The sequence below is a fragment of the Yonghaparkia sp. Soil809 genome, from assembly GCF_001429705.1.
Lineage (GTDB): Bacteria > Actinomycetota > Actinomycetes > Actinomycetales > Microbacteriaceae > Microcella.
In genome coordinates this window covers 134,488-147,886 of the sequence record NZ_LMSV01000002.1, presented here as the reverse complement: position 1 = coordinate 147,886, position 13,399 = coordinate 134,488, and the positions used below count along the sequence as shown (strand labels likewise).

At 73.9% G+C, this 13,399-nt stretch carries 13 protein-coding genes; 3 read left to right on the top strand and 10 right to left on the bottom strand.

What is annotated here, in order from left to right:
* Window positions 1-16: 16 nt before the first annotated feature.
* On the bottom strand, window positions 17-706 hold the full coding sequence (locus ASG83_RS08275; RefSeq protein WP_055859839.1) for an endonuclease/exonuclease/phosphatase family protein: 690 nt from the start codon (window positions 704-706) through the stop codon (window positions 17-19).
* Between the two features lie 77 nt (window positions 707-783).
* Window positions 784-3,006: an ATP-dependent DNA helicase RecG gene (locus tag ASG83_RS08270; RefSeq protein WP_055859836.1), complete on the bottom strand. Its 2,223-nt coding sequence runs from the start codon at window positions 3,004-3,006 to the stop codon at window positions 784-786.
* A 57-nt stretch (window positions 3,007-3,063) separates the two neighbouring features.
* Between ASG83_RS08270 and rsmD the strand changes: the two genes are divergently transcribed.
* The gene (gene rsmD / locus ASG83_RS08265; protein ID WP_055859832.1) at window positions 3,064-3,648 is read left to right on the top strand and encodes a 16S rRNA (guanine(966)-N(2))-methyltransferase RsmD; all 585 of its coding nucleotides are present in this window, start codon (window positions 3,064-3,066) and stop codon (window positions 3,646-3,648) included.
* Here rsmD and ASG83_RS08260 read toward each other — a convergent pair.
* Window positions 3,645-4,067, bottom strand: a complete 423-nt coding sequence (locus ASG83_RS08260; RefSeq protein ID WP_055859829.1) for a putative immunity protein — start codon at window positions 4,065-4,067, stop codon at window positions 3,645-3,647. The two genes, rsmD and ASG83_RS08260, sit on opposite strands and share 4 nt — an antisense overlap.
* A gap of 101 nt (window positions 4,068-4,168) precedes the next feature.
* Complete coding sequence (thiL, locus tag ASG83_RS08255; RefSeq protein ID WP_082599169.1) at window positions 4,169-5,275, bottom strand: thiamine-phosphate kinase; 1,107 nt, start codon at window positions 5,273-5,275, stop codon at window positions 4,169-4,171.
* A gap of 101 nt (window positions 5,276-5,376) precedes the next feature.
* Between thiL and ASG83_RS08250 the strand changes: the two genes are divergently transcribed.
* Window positions 5,377-5,742, top strand: a complete 366-nt coding sequence (locus ASG83_RS08250) for a hypothetical protein (protein WP_055898314.1) — start codon at window positions 5,377-5,379, stop codon at window positions 5,740-5,742.
* Window positions 5,743-5,883: 141 nt separating this feature from the next.
* Window positions 5,884-6,414, top strand: a complete 531-nt coding sequence (locus ASG83_RS08245; RefSeq protein WP_055859823.1) for a DUF3515 family protein — start codon at window positions 5,884-5,886, stop codon at window positions 6,412-6,414.
* A gap of 67 nt (window positions 6,415-6,481) precedes the next feature.
* On the opposite strand, the gene ASG83_RS08240 is transcribed toward ASG83_RS08245, so the two are convergent.
* The 6 genes from ASG83_RS08240 to murA form a co-directional block, all read right to left on the bottom strand.
* Entirely contained in the window at window positions 6,482-7,639 is a 1,158-nt protein-coding gene (locus tag ASG83_RS08240) for a hypothetical protein (RefSeq protein WP_055859821.1), read from the bottom strand.
* Window positions 7,640-7,691: 52 nt separating this feature from the next.
* Window positions 7,692-9,284 carry a Mur ligase family protein gene (locus tag ASG83_RS08235; protein WP_055859818.1) on the bottom strand — a complete coding sequence of 531 codons (1,593 nt, stop codon included), beginning with the start codon at window positions 9,282-9,284 and terminating at the stop codon, window positions 7,692-7,694.
* A complete protein-coding gene (locus ASG83_RS08230; protein WP_055859815.1) occupies window positions 9,281-10,021 on the bottom strand; it encodes an alpha/beta fold hydrolase in 741 nt (246 codons plus the stop codon). The genes ASG83_RS08235 and ASG83_RS08230 overlap by 4 nt, the downstream gene beginning before the upstream one ends.
* 79 nt (window positions 10,022-10,100) lie before the next feature.
* Entirely contained in the window at window positions 10,101-11,129 is a 1,029-nt protein-coding gene (locus ASG83_RS08225; protein ID WP_156376845.1) for an NAD(P)H-dependent glycerol-3-phosphate dehydrogenase, read from the bottom strand.
* A gap of 46 nt (window positions 11,130-11,175) precedes the next feature.
* Window positions 11,176-11,970 carry a 1-acyl-sn-glycerol-3-phosphate acyltransferase gene (locus ASG83_RS08220; protein ID WP_235451435.1) on the bottom strand — a complete coding sequence of 265 codons (795 nt, stop codon included), beginning with the start codon at window positions 11,968-11,970 and terminating at the stop codon, window positions 11,176-11,178.
* Between the two features lie 44 nt (window positions 11,971-12,014).
* Window positions 12,015-13,382 carry a UDP-N-acetylglucosamine 1-carboxyvinyltransferase gene (gene murA, locus ASG83_RS08215; protein WP_055859813.1) on the bottom strand — a complete coding sequence of 456 codons (1,368 nt, stop codon included), beginning with the start codon at window positions 13,380-13,382 and terminating at the stop codon, window positions 12,015-12,017.
* Window positions 13,383-13,399 lie beyond the last annotated feature (17 nt).

The window sequence follows — 13,399 nt, the reverse complement described above, 5'->3', positions numbered from 1 at the left end:
CGGCGTCGCGCGAACGCTATGCGGCCGCCTCAGCGCGCTCGCGGTAGCCGGCGGCGACGAGGATGGGCAGGTGGTCGCTGACGCCCTGCGGCAGCGTGCGGACGGAATCGATGTCGAGCCCGATCGAGGTCGCGAAGTCGAAGTGGCCGCGGAAGAACTTGTAGCGCGTGTAGGTGCGCGCGTCGCTGAGCGTCAGGTCGTAGCCGGTGCCGCGCACGTCGGCTCCGAGGAAGTCCTTGAAGACGGGGTAGTTGAAGTCGCCCACCATGAGGGTGGGCAGATCGGGCCCGAAGCCGCGCAGCGCTTCGTGAGCGGCGTGGATCTGCTTGCGCCGCAGCGAGTTGAGCGCCGTGAGCGGGGCGGCGTGGAAGGAGGCGACGACGATCTCGCGCCCCGTCTCGCGGTCGAGCAGGTGCGAGCCGAGCACGCGCTCGTGCGCGGGCGCGGCGATGCGATCGTGGAGCGACTTCTTGAGGGCGAAGGCGGCCGTCGCGCGCGACTCGAAGCGGTCGCGGTCGTAGTAGACGGCGAGGCCGAGCCGATTGCGCTTGGTGGCGTCGGCGAGGTGGAGGGGGCCGAGCTCGGCGGGGAGCTGCGAGGTGTCGATCTCCTGCAGGCAGACCAGGTGCGGGTCGTGCGCGGCGACCAGATCGACGAGCTCGCCGACGGCCGCGTGCTTGCGGAGGTTGTAGCTGATGACCTTCATGCGTCCTCCCCCTGGTGTTCCCCGGCGACAACGCTAGTCGACCGCGCGAACCTGATGGACGCCTTGACGATCGCGCGTCAGTTCTTCTCCAGGTACGCGCGCGCCTCGTCGTCGAGCCGGCGGTCGAGGGCGTCGCGGAGCGCCGGCATCCCGTCGAGCCGCGGGTCGCGCTCGAGGAGCAGGGCCGCGGCCTCGCGCGCATCCCCGATCACATCGCCGTCCTTCGCGACGCGCAGCAGCCGCAGGCTCGACCGGCCGCCGCTCTGCGTCGCGCCGAGAACGTCGCCCTCGCGGCGCAGCTCGAGGTCGATCGACGCGAGCTCGAAGCCGTCGAGGGTCGACGCGACCGCCTCGACGCGCTCGCGCGCGAGACTGCCCTGCTCGGCGGCGGTGACGAAGAGGCACAGGCCCGGCACGCCGCCGCGGCCGACGCGGCCGCGCAGCTGGTGCAGCTGGCTCACGCCGAACCGGTCGGCCTCCACCACGACCATCGTCGAGGCATTGGGCACGTCGACGCCGACCTCGATGACCGTCGTCGCGACGAGCACGTCGATCTCGCCGGCGGCGAAGGCGCGCATCGTCGCGTCCTTCTCCTCCGTCGACATACGGCCGTGGAGCGGCTCGACCCGTCGCCCCTCGAGCGCGGGGTGCGATCGCAGCAGGGGTGTGAGCTCGGCGACCGACGCGGGCGGGCGGGGCGGGGCATCCGCCTGCCCGACGGCCGCATCGGCGGCGCCGACCGAGCCCGACTCCTCGGCGTCGGTCGCGAGCGCGTCGGGGTCGTCCTCCGGGGTCGTCGCGTCGATCGCGGGGACGACGACGAAGCCCTGGCGGCCCTGCGCGAGCTCCTCGCCGAGGCGCTGCCACGCGCGGTGCCACAGCTCGCGGCGCTCGGCGAGCGGCACGACGTGGCTCACGATCGGGATGCGCCCGGCCGGCAGCGTCGCGATCGTCGAGACGTCGAGGTCGCCGAAGACCGTCATCGCGACCGTCCGCGGGATGGGCGTGGCCGTGAGGACGAGCACGTGCGGCGGCACCGCGCCCTTGCGGCGCAGGGTCTCGCGCTGCTCGACGCCGAACCGGTGCTGCTCGTCGACGACGACGAGGCCGAGGTCGGCGAACTGGACCTTGTCGCCGAGAAGCGCGTGCGTTCCGACGACGATGCGGGATGCCCCGCTCGCGATCGCGAGGAGGGTCGCGCGGCGCTCCCCCGCGCTCAGCTGCCCCGTCAGGAGCACCGGGCGCATCCGAGCCGCGCGGTCGGGGCCGAGCACGCTCACGATCGAGCGCAGGTGCTGGGCCGCGAGCACCTCCGTCGGGGCGAGCAGGGCGCTCTGGCCGCCGTCCTCCGCGACCGTGAGCATCGCCCGCACGGCGACGAGCGTCTTTCCCGAGCCGACCTCGCCCTGCACGAGCCGGTTCATGGGAACGGGCGAGGCGAGGTCGCGCGCGATCTCCTGGCCGACGAGCTCCTGGTCGGCGGTGAGGGTGAACGGCAGCGCGGCGTCGAAGCCCGCGAGCTCGGCGCCCGGCGTGCGCGGGGTCGCGGGCTGCTCGCGCAGCAGGGCGCGGCGCTGCAGCAGCGCGACCTGCAGCAGGAACGCCTCGTGGAAGCGCAGCGTGTCGCGCGCGCGGCGCCACTGCCGGTTGTCCTCCGGCCGGTGGATCCACTCGAGCGCGGTCGCGTGGTCGAGCAGCTCGCGCTCGGCGCGCACCTCGGCGGGGACGGGGTCGTCGAGCGGCCCGAGCGTGTCGAGCGCGACCGCGATCGCCTTCTGCAGCTGCCAGCTCGCGACCGTCGACGTCGCCGGGTAGATCGGGATCGGCTGCATCGCCCACTTCTGCGCCGTGGGGCCGGCGTCACGCAGGGGCCCGTCGCGCTCGTCGCCCGCCTCGAACAGCTCGTAGTCGGGGTGGGCGAGCTGGCGGATGCCGCGGTACTCGCCGACCTTGCCGGCGAAGATGCCGCGGCGGCCCTTCACGAGATCGGCCTTGCGCCACGCCTGGTTGAAGAACGTCAGGGCGAGGATGCCCCGGCCGTCGCCGATCGTGACCTCGAGGATGCTCCCCCGGCGCGCGCGCATCGTGCGCTCGGTGACGCTCAGGATCTCCGCGACGATCGTCACCGACTCGCCCACCTGCAGCTCGCTCAGCGCCGTGAGCTCGCCGCGGCGCGCGTACCGGCGCGGCACGTGCGCGAGCAGATCGCCGACCGTGGTCATGCCGAAAGCTTTGCTCAGCGACTTCGCGCTGCGATCGCCGAGCACCGAGACGAGCTTCGCGTCGAGGGGGCCGGTCACGGTGACTACGGTAGCCGCGCGCGCCGACCGCGCCGTGCTGGCGGCTACCGTTGAGCCGTGACGCGCATCATCGCCGGGTACGCCGGGTCTCTCACCCTCACGGTGCCGAGCGCGGGCACGCGCCCCACCTCCGACCGCGTGCGCGAGGCGATCTTCAGCTCGCTGCAGGCCCGCGACCTCATCGACGGGGCGCGCGTGCTCGACCTCTACGCCGGCTCCGGAGGCCTCGGGCTCGAGGCCGCCTCGCGCGGCGCCGCGTCCGTGATGCTCGTCGAGCGCAGCCACGCGGCCGTCCAGGTGTGCAAGGCCAACGCGCGGCTCGTGGAGCAGCGGGCTCCGCGCGGGTCGGCACCGAGCATCCGCGTCACGGGGAAGCCCGTGCAGTCGTACCTGACCTCGACGCCCGGCGCGTGGGATCTCGTCTTCATCGACCCGCCGTACGAGCTCGGCGGGCTCGAGCTCGATCACGTGCTCGCCGCGCTCGTGCCCCGATTGGCGGCGGATGCCGTGGTCGTCCTCGAGCGCTCGTCGCGGACCCCCGTTCCGGCCTGGCCGTCGGGGCTCGAGCTGGAGCGGCGCTCCGACTACGGCGAGACCGCGATCTTCTGGCTCACGGCGACCGAGGCGGGGCCGGAGAGCTAGGCCGGCTGCCGGTCGAGCTCGCGCTGCGACTGGCGCGACACCGCCGCGAGCAGCTCGGCCCCGATCGCCGAACGCTGCCAGCAGCGCTCGTCGGCGGCATCGGAGGCGGCGCGCGCGGCGTAGTCGGCGGCGTGCGTCGCGTGCGTCGCGAGGTGCGCGGTGGCGGCGGCGTGACCGGCGGCGCGGGCGGCGGCGTCCGCAGCGGGGCCGGTCGACTCGCGCGCCGCGGCGTGAGCGAGGAAGGCGATCTCGCGCGCCGCCTGCACCGTGATCGCACCGTTCGCCCAGGCGCGGGCGGCGGCGATCGCCGCGCGGGGCCGCGGGTCGTCGGGGTGCTCGGCCTCGAAGGCGGGGAGCGCGCGCTCGGCGCACGCGGCGGCCCAGCGGGCGAGCTCTCGGTGCTCGGACGGACTGATCACGGTACGACCCCCTGCTCCGGCTCCGCCCCCGATGGCGGGCGCCTCATCATGAGGGTTATGTCGAGGGGGAGGCGGTTCTTACAGGAACTCCCGAGATCGGCTCAATCGGCCTCGCCGCTCCACCCCGCGAACGGGTCCCACCCGCCCCGCTCGTCGACCACGTGGCCGTCGACGAGCACCGCGGGTCGACCGCCGGCGCGCTCGTCGAGAGCGACCACGAGACCGACGCGCTCGAAGCCCGCCGGCAGCGGCACGGTCGGCGGGAAGGTCGCGAGCAGCGAGTGGTCCTCCCCGCCCGTGAGCGCGAGCGCCCCCGTGCCGTGGGCCGCGAGCGCGCGGCCGTCGAGGTCGATCACGACGCCGCTCGCGCGCGCGACGCGGCGGGCGTCGAGCGCGAGCCCGTCGCTCAGGTCGAGCATCGCGGTCGCGCCGGCGATCGCGGCGGCGGGGCCGTCCGCGATCGGCGGGCGCGGGGCGAGCTGGGCGGCGATGGGCACGGGATGCTCGGAGCGCAGCCGAGCGGCCGCCGAGGCATCCGGCGCCCCCGTCGCATCGACGCCGCGCTCGAACAGCAGCGCGAGGCCCTGCGCGGCGAGCCCCAGGGGGCCGGAGACCGCGACGACGTCGCCCGGGCGCGCGCCGTCGCGCCGCACGGGAGGGCGGCCCTCGAGGTCGCCGAACGCCGTCACCGCGATCGTGAGGGTGTGCGAGACGCTCAGGTCGCCGCCGACGACGCCGCAGCCGGGAGCGAGCGCGGCGCACGCGTCGGCGAGCCCGTCGGCGAAGGCCTCGAGGTCGGCGACGGGCGTCTCGGCCGGAGCCGCGAGGGCGACGACGAGGCTCGTGGGGCGGGCTCCCATCGCGGCGACGTCGCTGAGGTTGGTGGCGGCGGCCTTCCACCCGAGGTCGTGCATGCTGGACCAGGCCAGGCGGAAGTCGGGGCCGTGGATCATCATGTCGGTCGTCACGACGAACCGGCCGTCAGGGGCAGCGAGCACGGCGGCGTCGTCGCCCGGGCCGAGCTCGGTGACCGCGCTCGGGGGCAGGCGCGGGATGATGCGTGCGAGGGCGGCGAGCTCGCCGACCGCGCCGAGAGTGTCGGCAGCGTGGTCGGGGGCGCCGTCTGCGTCGGGGGCGCCGTGCGCGTCGGTGGCGCCGTCTGCGTCGGGGGCGCCGTGCGGGTCGGGCGCGTGCTCGGCGGAGGGCATGTCGTCCACGCTAGCCTGGCCCGCGCGCGTCGTGATCCGCCGGCGCTGTGCGCGACCTCGAGTGCGCCGCAGCCGACGCGCCGTCGCGCGAGAGGAGCCCCATGACGCCGGACCGACTGCGATCGGCCGCCCGCCTGCTGCTGACCCTTGCCGCGATCGGCGCCGTGCTCGTGATCGGGGCGCAGCTGGTGGCTCCCCCACTCGCCGTGACCGCCCCCGTGCGCGTCGCGATCGACGGAGTGCGGTTCGTCGGGCCGCCGCTCGCGCTCCTGCTCGGGGTGCTCGCGCTGCTGCGGGCCCGAGCGCTCGAGCGCCGTGCCCGCACCGGTTCGACCCCTCCGGATCGCGAACGGGCCGACGCGATCGTCCGGGGGCTCATCGCCGTCGCGCTCCTGCTCATGGGGCTCGGGGTGCTCAGCGCGATCTGGAGCTCGCTCGTCCTCAGGCTGGGCGGTCTTCTGCCGTAGCCGCGGGGCGGACAGGCGCAGTGGGAGCGCCTCGGGCGTCCGCACCCGACCCCGCGCGCGCCGAAGTCGCGACCGGGGCCGGAACCCGGCCGACAGGCCTCGGAGCCCGTGCCGAGCCGCGCCGCGATAGCGTGGTGACCGATGTCGACCCGCAGCCGTCCTGCCCGCATGAGGCGGGCATCCGTCGCCCTGATCGCGAGCGCTCCGCTCGCGCTCGCGGGGTGCGCGGGCACGGTGAACCTCGAGGCGGCTCCCGAGTCGAACGCCTACGCGTGCGCCGAGATCTCGGTGCGACTGCCCGACGAGGTGGCGGGGCTCGACCGCCGCGCGACGAACGCGCAGGCGACGGCCGCGTGGGGCGACCCGGCGGCGGTCATCTACCGGTGCGGGCTGCCGGCTCCGGGGCCGAGCGAGCTGCCGTGCTTCACGGTCGACGGGGTCGACTGGCTGCTCGACGAGTCCGACGCGCCGCGCTACGTGTTCACGACCTACGGACGCGAGCCGGCCACGGAGGTCATCGTCGACAACGACGTGGTCAGGGGCCCGGATGCCCTTCGCCCGCTGAGCGTCGCCGTCGCGTCGACCGAGCCGACCGCGCAGTGCCTCGCCGCGACCGATGTGTTCGCCGGCGGAAGCGTCGCCCCGCAAGGCGACCCGCCCGCCGACGAGTAGAACCCGCGGCGGACCCGCCGCCGACGAGCTCAGTCCGCGGCCGACCCGCTCGACGAGCGCCGGTGCCCTACGCGCGCGGCCCGTCGAACCCGACGAGCTTGCCCGCGATGCCTCCCGCGGCGCGCAGCGCGGCCCCGCCGCCGAACCCCGCCTGCGGGAAGACGATGCGCTTGTCGCGCGCCTCGACGATCGCGTCGACGAGCACCTCGGCGGCGGGTCGCTGCGGGGCCCACAGGTAGAGCGACAGGGCTCCGGGGATCGAGTTGACCTCGTTGACGAACAGCTCGCCCGTGGCCTCGTCGAGCAGCAGGTCGACGCGCACGACGCCCGTGAGTCGCGTGACGTCGGCGACGCGCGCGGCGAGATCGCGCGCGGCCTCGTGAACGCTCTCGGCGACCTCGGCCGGGAACTCGCGCGGGGCGCTCGAGAGGCCGGCGTCGGCTCCGGCGCCGCCCGCGAGGTACTTCTCGGCGTACGAGTAGAGGGCGCTCTGGCTCTCGCCGCGCAGCGGCTTCTCGAGCTGCGTGATCTCGAGCTCGGGGTGCGTGCGGAACGCGATGTTCAGGTCGACGAGCTCGGGCCGGTACGGCTCGAGCACGGCACCGTTGCGCAAGTGGACGCTCGCGCCCGCGAGCGCGCGCGCCGCCTCGATGTCGTCGGCGATCTCGATGCCGATCGACGACCCGCCGAAGCGCGGCTTGACGATGTACGGCCCGCCGAAGCCCGGCTCGCGCAGCGTCGACACGGCCTCGCGCGGCAGCGAGGGGATGCCCGCGGCCGTCATGAGACCGCCGAACGCGAGCTTGTCCATGCCCACGGCCCCGGCGAAGAGCGTCGACCCGGTGGCGGGGATGCCCAGCAGCGAGAACACGGCCGCGGCGCCGCCGCCCTCGCCGACGCCGCCGTGCAGGCACAGCAGCGCCGCCTCGATCTCGACTCTCTCGGCGCCGAACTTCTTGCGGCGGTAGATTCCCGGCTCGCCGGAGAGCCGCACCTCGAGCGCGACCGAGTCGCGCGGGGCGCCCTCCAGGTAGTCCTTCGCCTCGGTCGCGTCGGGGACCCGGAACCACTCGCCCGTCGGCGACCAGTAGATCGGCACGACGCGGTGGCCCGCGGCGGTGAGCACGCGCTCGGCCTGCAGCCCGGTGAGGATGGAGATCTCGTGCTCCGGGCTCGGCCCCCCGAAGACGACGGCCCACGGTGCGGACTGCGCGGCAGCGCTCATGATTCCCCTGTCAGGTCGTGCGCCGCGGCCTGGTCCCTCCCCGGGCGGCGACTCACGGGTAGTGGTCGGGGAGGTCGTTCTCGTAGAGGATAACGCCCCGGTCGGCGGCGGCACGGACGGCCTCGGCGACCGCGACCTCGCGGGAGGCGACCGCGTGGGCGCCCTCTCCGTAGCCTTCCAGCAGTGCGGCGCGGTTGGTGCGGCCGACCGCGTAGAGGGTCGCGCCGGCGGCCTTGATGGCGGCGCTGAACGCGCGGTTGCGCTCGGCCTGGACGGGCCCGAGCTCGACCATGCCGGGGGTCACGACGACGAGGGCTCCCCCGCGCTCGGCGGCGAGGCGGGCGGCGCCCTCGAGCGCGCGGTGCGCCCCGACGGGGTTGGAGTTGTAGGTGTCGTCGATGACGAGCGCGCCGCTCGGAGCCTGCTGGACCTCGGCGCGGTGCTGCGAGCCGGGGAGGTCGGACAGGCGGCCCGCGATCGTCGCGACGGGGACATCCGCCGCGAGGGCGATGCCCGCCGCGACCGCGATGTTGACGGCGTGGCCGGTGCTCGAGATCGTCACGGGCACAGGGGCTGCGTCGCGCCCGAGGCGAATGCTCGCCGCGCCGGTCGCGGCAGCGTCGTCGGCGCCGCTCGCGTCGAGCACGACGTCGGCGTCGGCGCCCGGCCGCAGCGAGACGCTGACGACGCGCTTGCCGGCCGCGGCGCACTCCTCGGCGAGGCCCGCCAGTCGCGGGTCGTCGATCGGCAGCACGACGGTGCGCGCCCGCTCGGTGATCTCGGCCTTCGCGCGGAAGATGACGTCGGTCGAGCGCATGCGCTGCAGGTGCGCCTCGCCGATGACGGTGATCGCCGCGATGTCGGGCGGGAAGTGCGTCGAGAGCTCGCGGATCTCGCCGGCTCCGAAGATGCCCATCTCGGCGACGAAGATCTCGGTGCCCGGCACGAGCCTGTCGTTGACGGCACGCGAGAGGCCGAGGCGGTTGTTGAAGGATGCGGGGCTCGCGACGGTCGTGTACGTGGCCGACAGCAGGTGGGCGACGTAGTTCTTCGTGCTCGTCTTGCCGTACGACCCGGTGATCGCGACGACGCGCGGCTTCACCTGGTCGAGACGCTTCTTGGCCTGCTCGACGAACCGCTTCGAGCCGGCCTTCTCGATCGGGGCGGTGATCGCGAGGGCGAGGTCGGTGAGGGGCGCGCTCAGCAGGAGCACGACCGCGGGGCCGGCCGCGCCGAGGAGCGCGGCGAGCGCGACCGCGAGGATGAGGTGGACCAGGATCCACACGACGAGCAGGCGCTTCACCCGATCGGTGAGCACGAACGTCGCTGAGGTGCCGCGGGGCTTCAGACCCACCGGGAGGAGGGCGAGCAGGACGATCGCGGCGAGGGCGGCGATCGCGAGCGGGGAGCCGGCGCCGCTCGAGGCGATGCCGATCGCGGCGACCACCACGAGCAGGGCGGCGACGGCCGCGCCGAGCAGTGTGATCGACTCGCGGGTGAGCCACAGCCCGGCCATGCGCGAGACCCAGGTGGGCACGTAGTGCTCGCGCTGGGCGACGCGCAGCCAGCGGGCGCCGACGGGCACGGCGGCGATGACCGCCAGGCCGAGCGCCACGAGGGTGAGCGGCGAGGTCAGCAGGGTCATTCGGTGCGATCCAGTTCGTCGAGGAAGGTCAGGAGCTCCTCGCGCACGGCGAGCTCGAGGTCGCCGGTGAGGAGGTGCTCGGTGCCGGCGACGACGCGGAAGCTCGCGCCGCAGCGCTCGGCGGCGACGCGTCCGGCGTCGGTCGGGGCGGCGGTGTCGCCCTCGCCCCACACCATGCGCACGGGGCACGAGAGCGCCGCGAGGTCGTCGTCGTAGTTCTCGCCCACGGTCTTCACGAGCACGCCGCGCATGACGCCCTGGGCGGCGCGGTAGTCGGCCGAGCCGCGCTGGTTGCGCAGGGCATCCATGCGATCGTCGCTCAGGAGGCCGGCGCTGTTCGCCCACCGCGCCAGGCGGTACGACAGGGGCGGTGCGGCGGGAGCGGAGAGCCGCACGAGGGGCGCGCCGGTGAGGACGAGCCCGCGCACGAGCTCGGGGCGCCGTGCGGCGAGCCGCACCGCGATGCGACCGCCGAAGGAGTGGCCGACGATCACGACGGGCGCGTAGGCGGCGACGGCCTCGGCGACGAGCTCGGCGTACTGCTCCGTGCCCCACACCTCGTCCGGCGCAGGGGCGGGGCCGAAGCCGGGCAGGTGGAGGCTCACGGCGTCGAGACCCGAGACGATCGTCTGGAAGTCGGTGCCGTCGCGCCCCCAGCCGTGGAGGGCGACGACGCGCGGAGGGGTCGCGCCGGTCTTCTCGGCGAGGACGCGGCCGCCCGCGAGTGAGGTGATCACGCGTTCAGCCTACCGTCAGGGATCCCCCGAACAGGGGTCAGGATGCGACGCGCGCGCGCGTCGTCCGGCCGCACGCCCCTCACTCCCCCTGCGGCTCGTCGCTGTCGGTCGCGAGGTGCGGAGCCAGCTCGCGCGGGTCGAGCGTCCCGTCGAGCACCTGCGCCACCTGCCGCACGATCGGCATGTGCACGCCGCGCTGCTCGGCGAGCTCGAGGATGGGCCCCACCGACGACAGGCCCTCGGCCGTCTGGTTCATCTGGGCGATGACCTCGGTGAAGGCGTAGCCCTGGCCCAGCAGCCGACCGGCCGTGTTGTTGCGCGAGAGCTTCGACTCGCACGTGGCGATGAGGTCGCCGAGGCCCGCGAGGCCCGACATCGTCTCGGGGCGGGCGCCGTAGGCGACCGCGAAGTGGGTGAGCTCGACGAGCCCGCGCGTGATGATCGAGGCCTTCGTGTTCTCGCCGTAGCCGACGCCGTCGGCGATGCCCACGGCCACGGCGATGAGGTTCTTCAGCACGCCGCCGAACTCGGTGCCGATGACGTCGGTGTTGACGAAGGAGGCGAAGTAGTCGTTGGTCGCGGCGGCGGCCACGGCGACGGCGGTGGCGAGGCTCGAGCTCGCGACGACCGCCGCGGTCGGCTGCCTGTTCGCGATCTCGAGCGCGAGGTTGGGCCCGCTCACGACGGCGATGCGGTCGGCGTCGACCCGCAGCTCGGAGGCGATGACCTCGCTCATGCGCAGGCCCGTGCCGCGCTCGACGCCCTTCATGAGGCTCACGATCGGCACGTCGGGCGGCACGATGTCGCGGATCGAGTGGAGGTTCGAGCGCAGCGACTGGCTCGGTACCGAGAGGTAGACCTGCTGCGCCCCGGCGAGCACGCGCTCGAGCGAGTCGTGCGCGCGCAGGTTGGGCGGCAGGTTGATGCCGGGCAGGTAGTCGCTGTTGCGGTGCGTCTCGGTGATCTCCTGCGCCACCTCGCGCCGCCGCGCCCACAGGACGACGTCGCTGCCGCCGTCGGCGAGCAGCTTCGCGAACGTCGTGCCCCACGAACCGGCGCCGAGGACGGCGATGCGGAGGGCATCCGGCTCGAGCTGGGCGAGCGGCAGGCGCAGCGCCTCGGTCAGCGGCGGATGCTCGCGGGCGGACGTCGCGTCACTCAAAACGGCCGGTCTCCTTCTGGTTGTTCTTCACCGGGTCCCACCGCTCGGGCGGCGGCGTCTCGCCGCGGAGGTCGCCGAGCAGCGCCGCGATGGCGTTCATGACGCGCTCGGTCCCCTCGGCGAGGACGGCCTGGTCGATGGGGCGGCCCATGAGGTCGCTCAGGTCGACCGGATCGCCGATCTTGCAGACGACGCGCTTGCGGGGGAAGAAGCTGATCTTCTTCGAGTACCGCGCCATGATCTGCTGCGTGCCCCAGTGGGCCGCGGGGATGATCGGCACGCCCGCGGTCAGCGCCATCCGCACCGCCCCCGTCTTGCCGCGCATCGGCCACAGGTCCGGGTCGCGGGTCAGAGTGCCCTCGGGGTAGATGATGACGGCGAGCTCGTTGTCGACGAGCTGCTGGGCGGCCCGGAGCGGCGCGGCGGAGCGCCCGCCGCCCTCGCGGTCGACGGGGATCTGCCCGGAGGCCCGCAGGATGGCGCCGACGATCGGATTCTTGAACACGCTCGACTTCGCGAGGAAGCGCGGTACGCGCCCCAGGCCCCAGACGAATCGGCCCATGATGACGGGGTCGATCTCGCTGTAGTGGTTCGGCGAGAGGATGAACGCGCCCTGCTTCGGAAGCTTGTGCCCGTCGATCGTCACGAACTTCGTCATGAGCTCAAGGATCGGCAGCAGGAGGCCGGCGAGGAGGTACCAGATCGCGGTCTTCTCGCGCCGCCGCGTCGCGGGGCGGCCGGCGGGGCTCGGAGCCGCGGTCGTGCTCGAGGGGGTGTCGTCGGTCACGGCTCCAGGCTAGCCGGTGCCGCGGGCGCGGCAGAGAAGGCCGCTCAGGCGAGCTCGAAGTCGGCGCCGAGCTGCTCGAGCTTGTCGATGAACAGCTCGTACCCGCGGCTGATGATGCCCACGTTGCTGATCGTCGACGTGCCCTCGGCCGCGAGCGCCGCGATGAGGTGGCTGAAGCCGCCGCGCAGGTCGGGGACCCGCACGTCGGCGCCGTGGAGCGGCGTCGGCCCCGTGATGACGGCCGCCTGCTCGAGCGGACGGCGCGGCACCCGGCGGGTGATCGACGCGATGCCGCTCTTGTAGACGACGATGTCGGCGCCCATCTCGTTGAGGGCGTCGGTGAAGCCGAAGCGGTTCTCGTAGACGGTCTCGTGCACGACGGACTGGCCCTCGGCCTGCGTGAGGGCGACGATGAGCGGCTGCTGCCAGTCGGTCATGAAGCCGGGGTGGACGTCGGTCTCGACCATGACGGGGCGCAGAGGCGTGCCGGGGTGCCAGAAGCGGATGCCGTCCTCCAGCACGTCGAACATGCCGCCGGCCTTGCGGTAGACGTTGAGGAACGTCATGAGCTCCTGCTGCTTCGCGCCGCCGACGACGATGTCGCCGCGGGTGGCGAGAGCGGCGGATGCCCAGCTCGCGGCCTCGTTGCGGTCGAAGATCGCCGAGTGCAGGTAGCCGTGCAGCTTCTCCACGCCCTCGATGACGATGACGCGGTTGGGCTCGACCGAGATGATCGCGCCCATCTTCTGCAGGATCGCGATGAGGTCCATGATCTCGGGCTCGATCGCGGCGTTCTTGAGCTCGGTCGTGCCCGTCGCGCGCACGGCCGACAGCAGGACCTGCTCGGTCGCGCCGACGCTCGGGTAGGGCAGCTCGATGCGGGCACCGCTCAGCCCGTCGGGTGCGGTGAGGCGGATGCCGTCGGCGAGCTTCTCGACGGTGGCGCCGAGCGCGCGGAGGGCGTTGAGGTGGAAGTCGATCGGGCGGTCCCCGATCTTGCACCCGCCGAGGTCGGGGATGAACGCCTCGCCGAGCTGGTGCAGCAGCGGGCCGCAGAAGAGGATCGGGATGCGGCTGGAGCCGGCGTGCGCGTTGATCTCGGCGATGTGCGCGCTCTGCACGTTCGTCGTGTCGAGCAGCAGCTCGCCCGGCGCCTGCTCGGTGACGACGACGCCGTGCGCCTCGAGGAGCCCGCGGACGACGTGGACGTCGCTGATCTCGGGAACCGACTTCAGGACGCTCGGATCGTCGGCGAGGAGGGCCGCGACCATCGCCTTGGTGACGAGGTTCTTGGCACCGCGGACCTCGATGCGACCCGCGAGGGGCTTCCCCCCGCGGATGACGATCGTGTCGGAGGCGAGGCCGACGCGCGCGGCCGCCTTCTGCGAGTCCTTGTCGAGGGTGGTGGTCACTGATGCCTCTTCCGTTC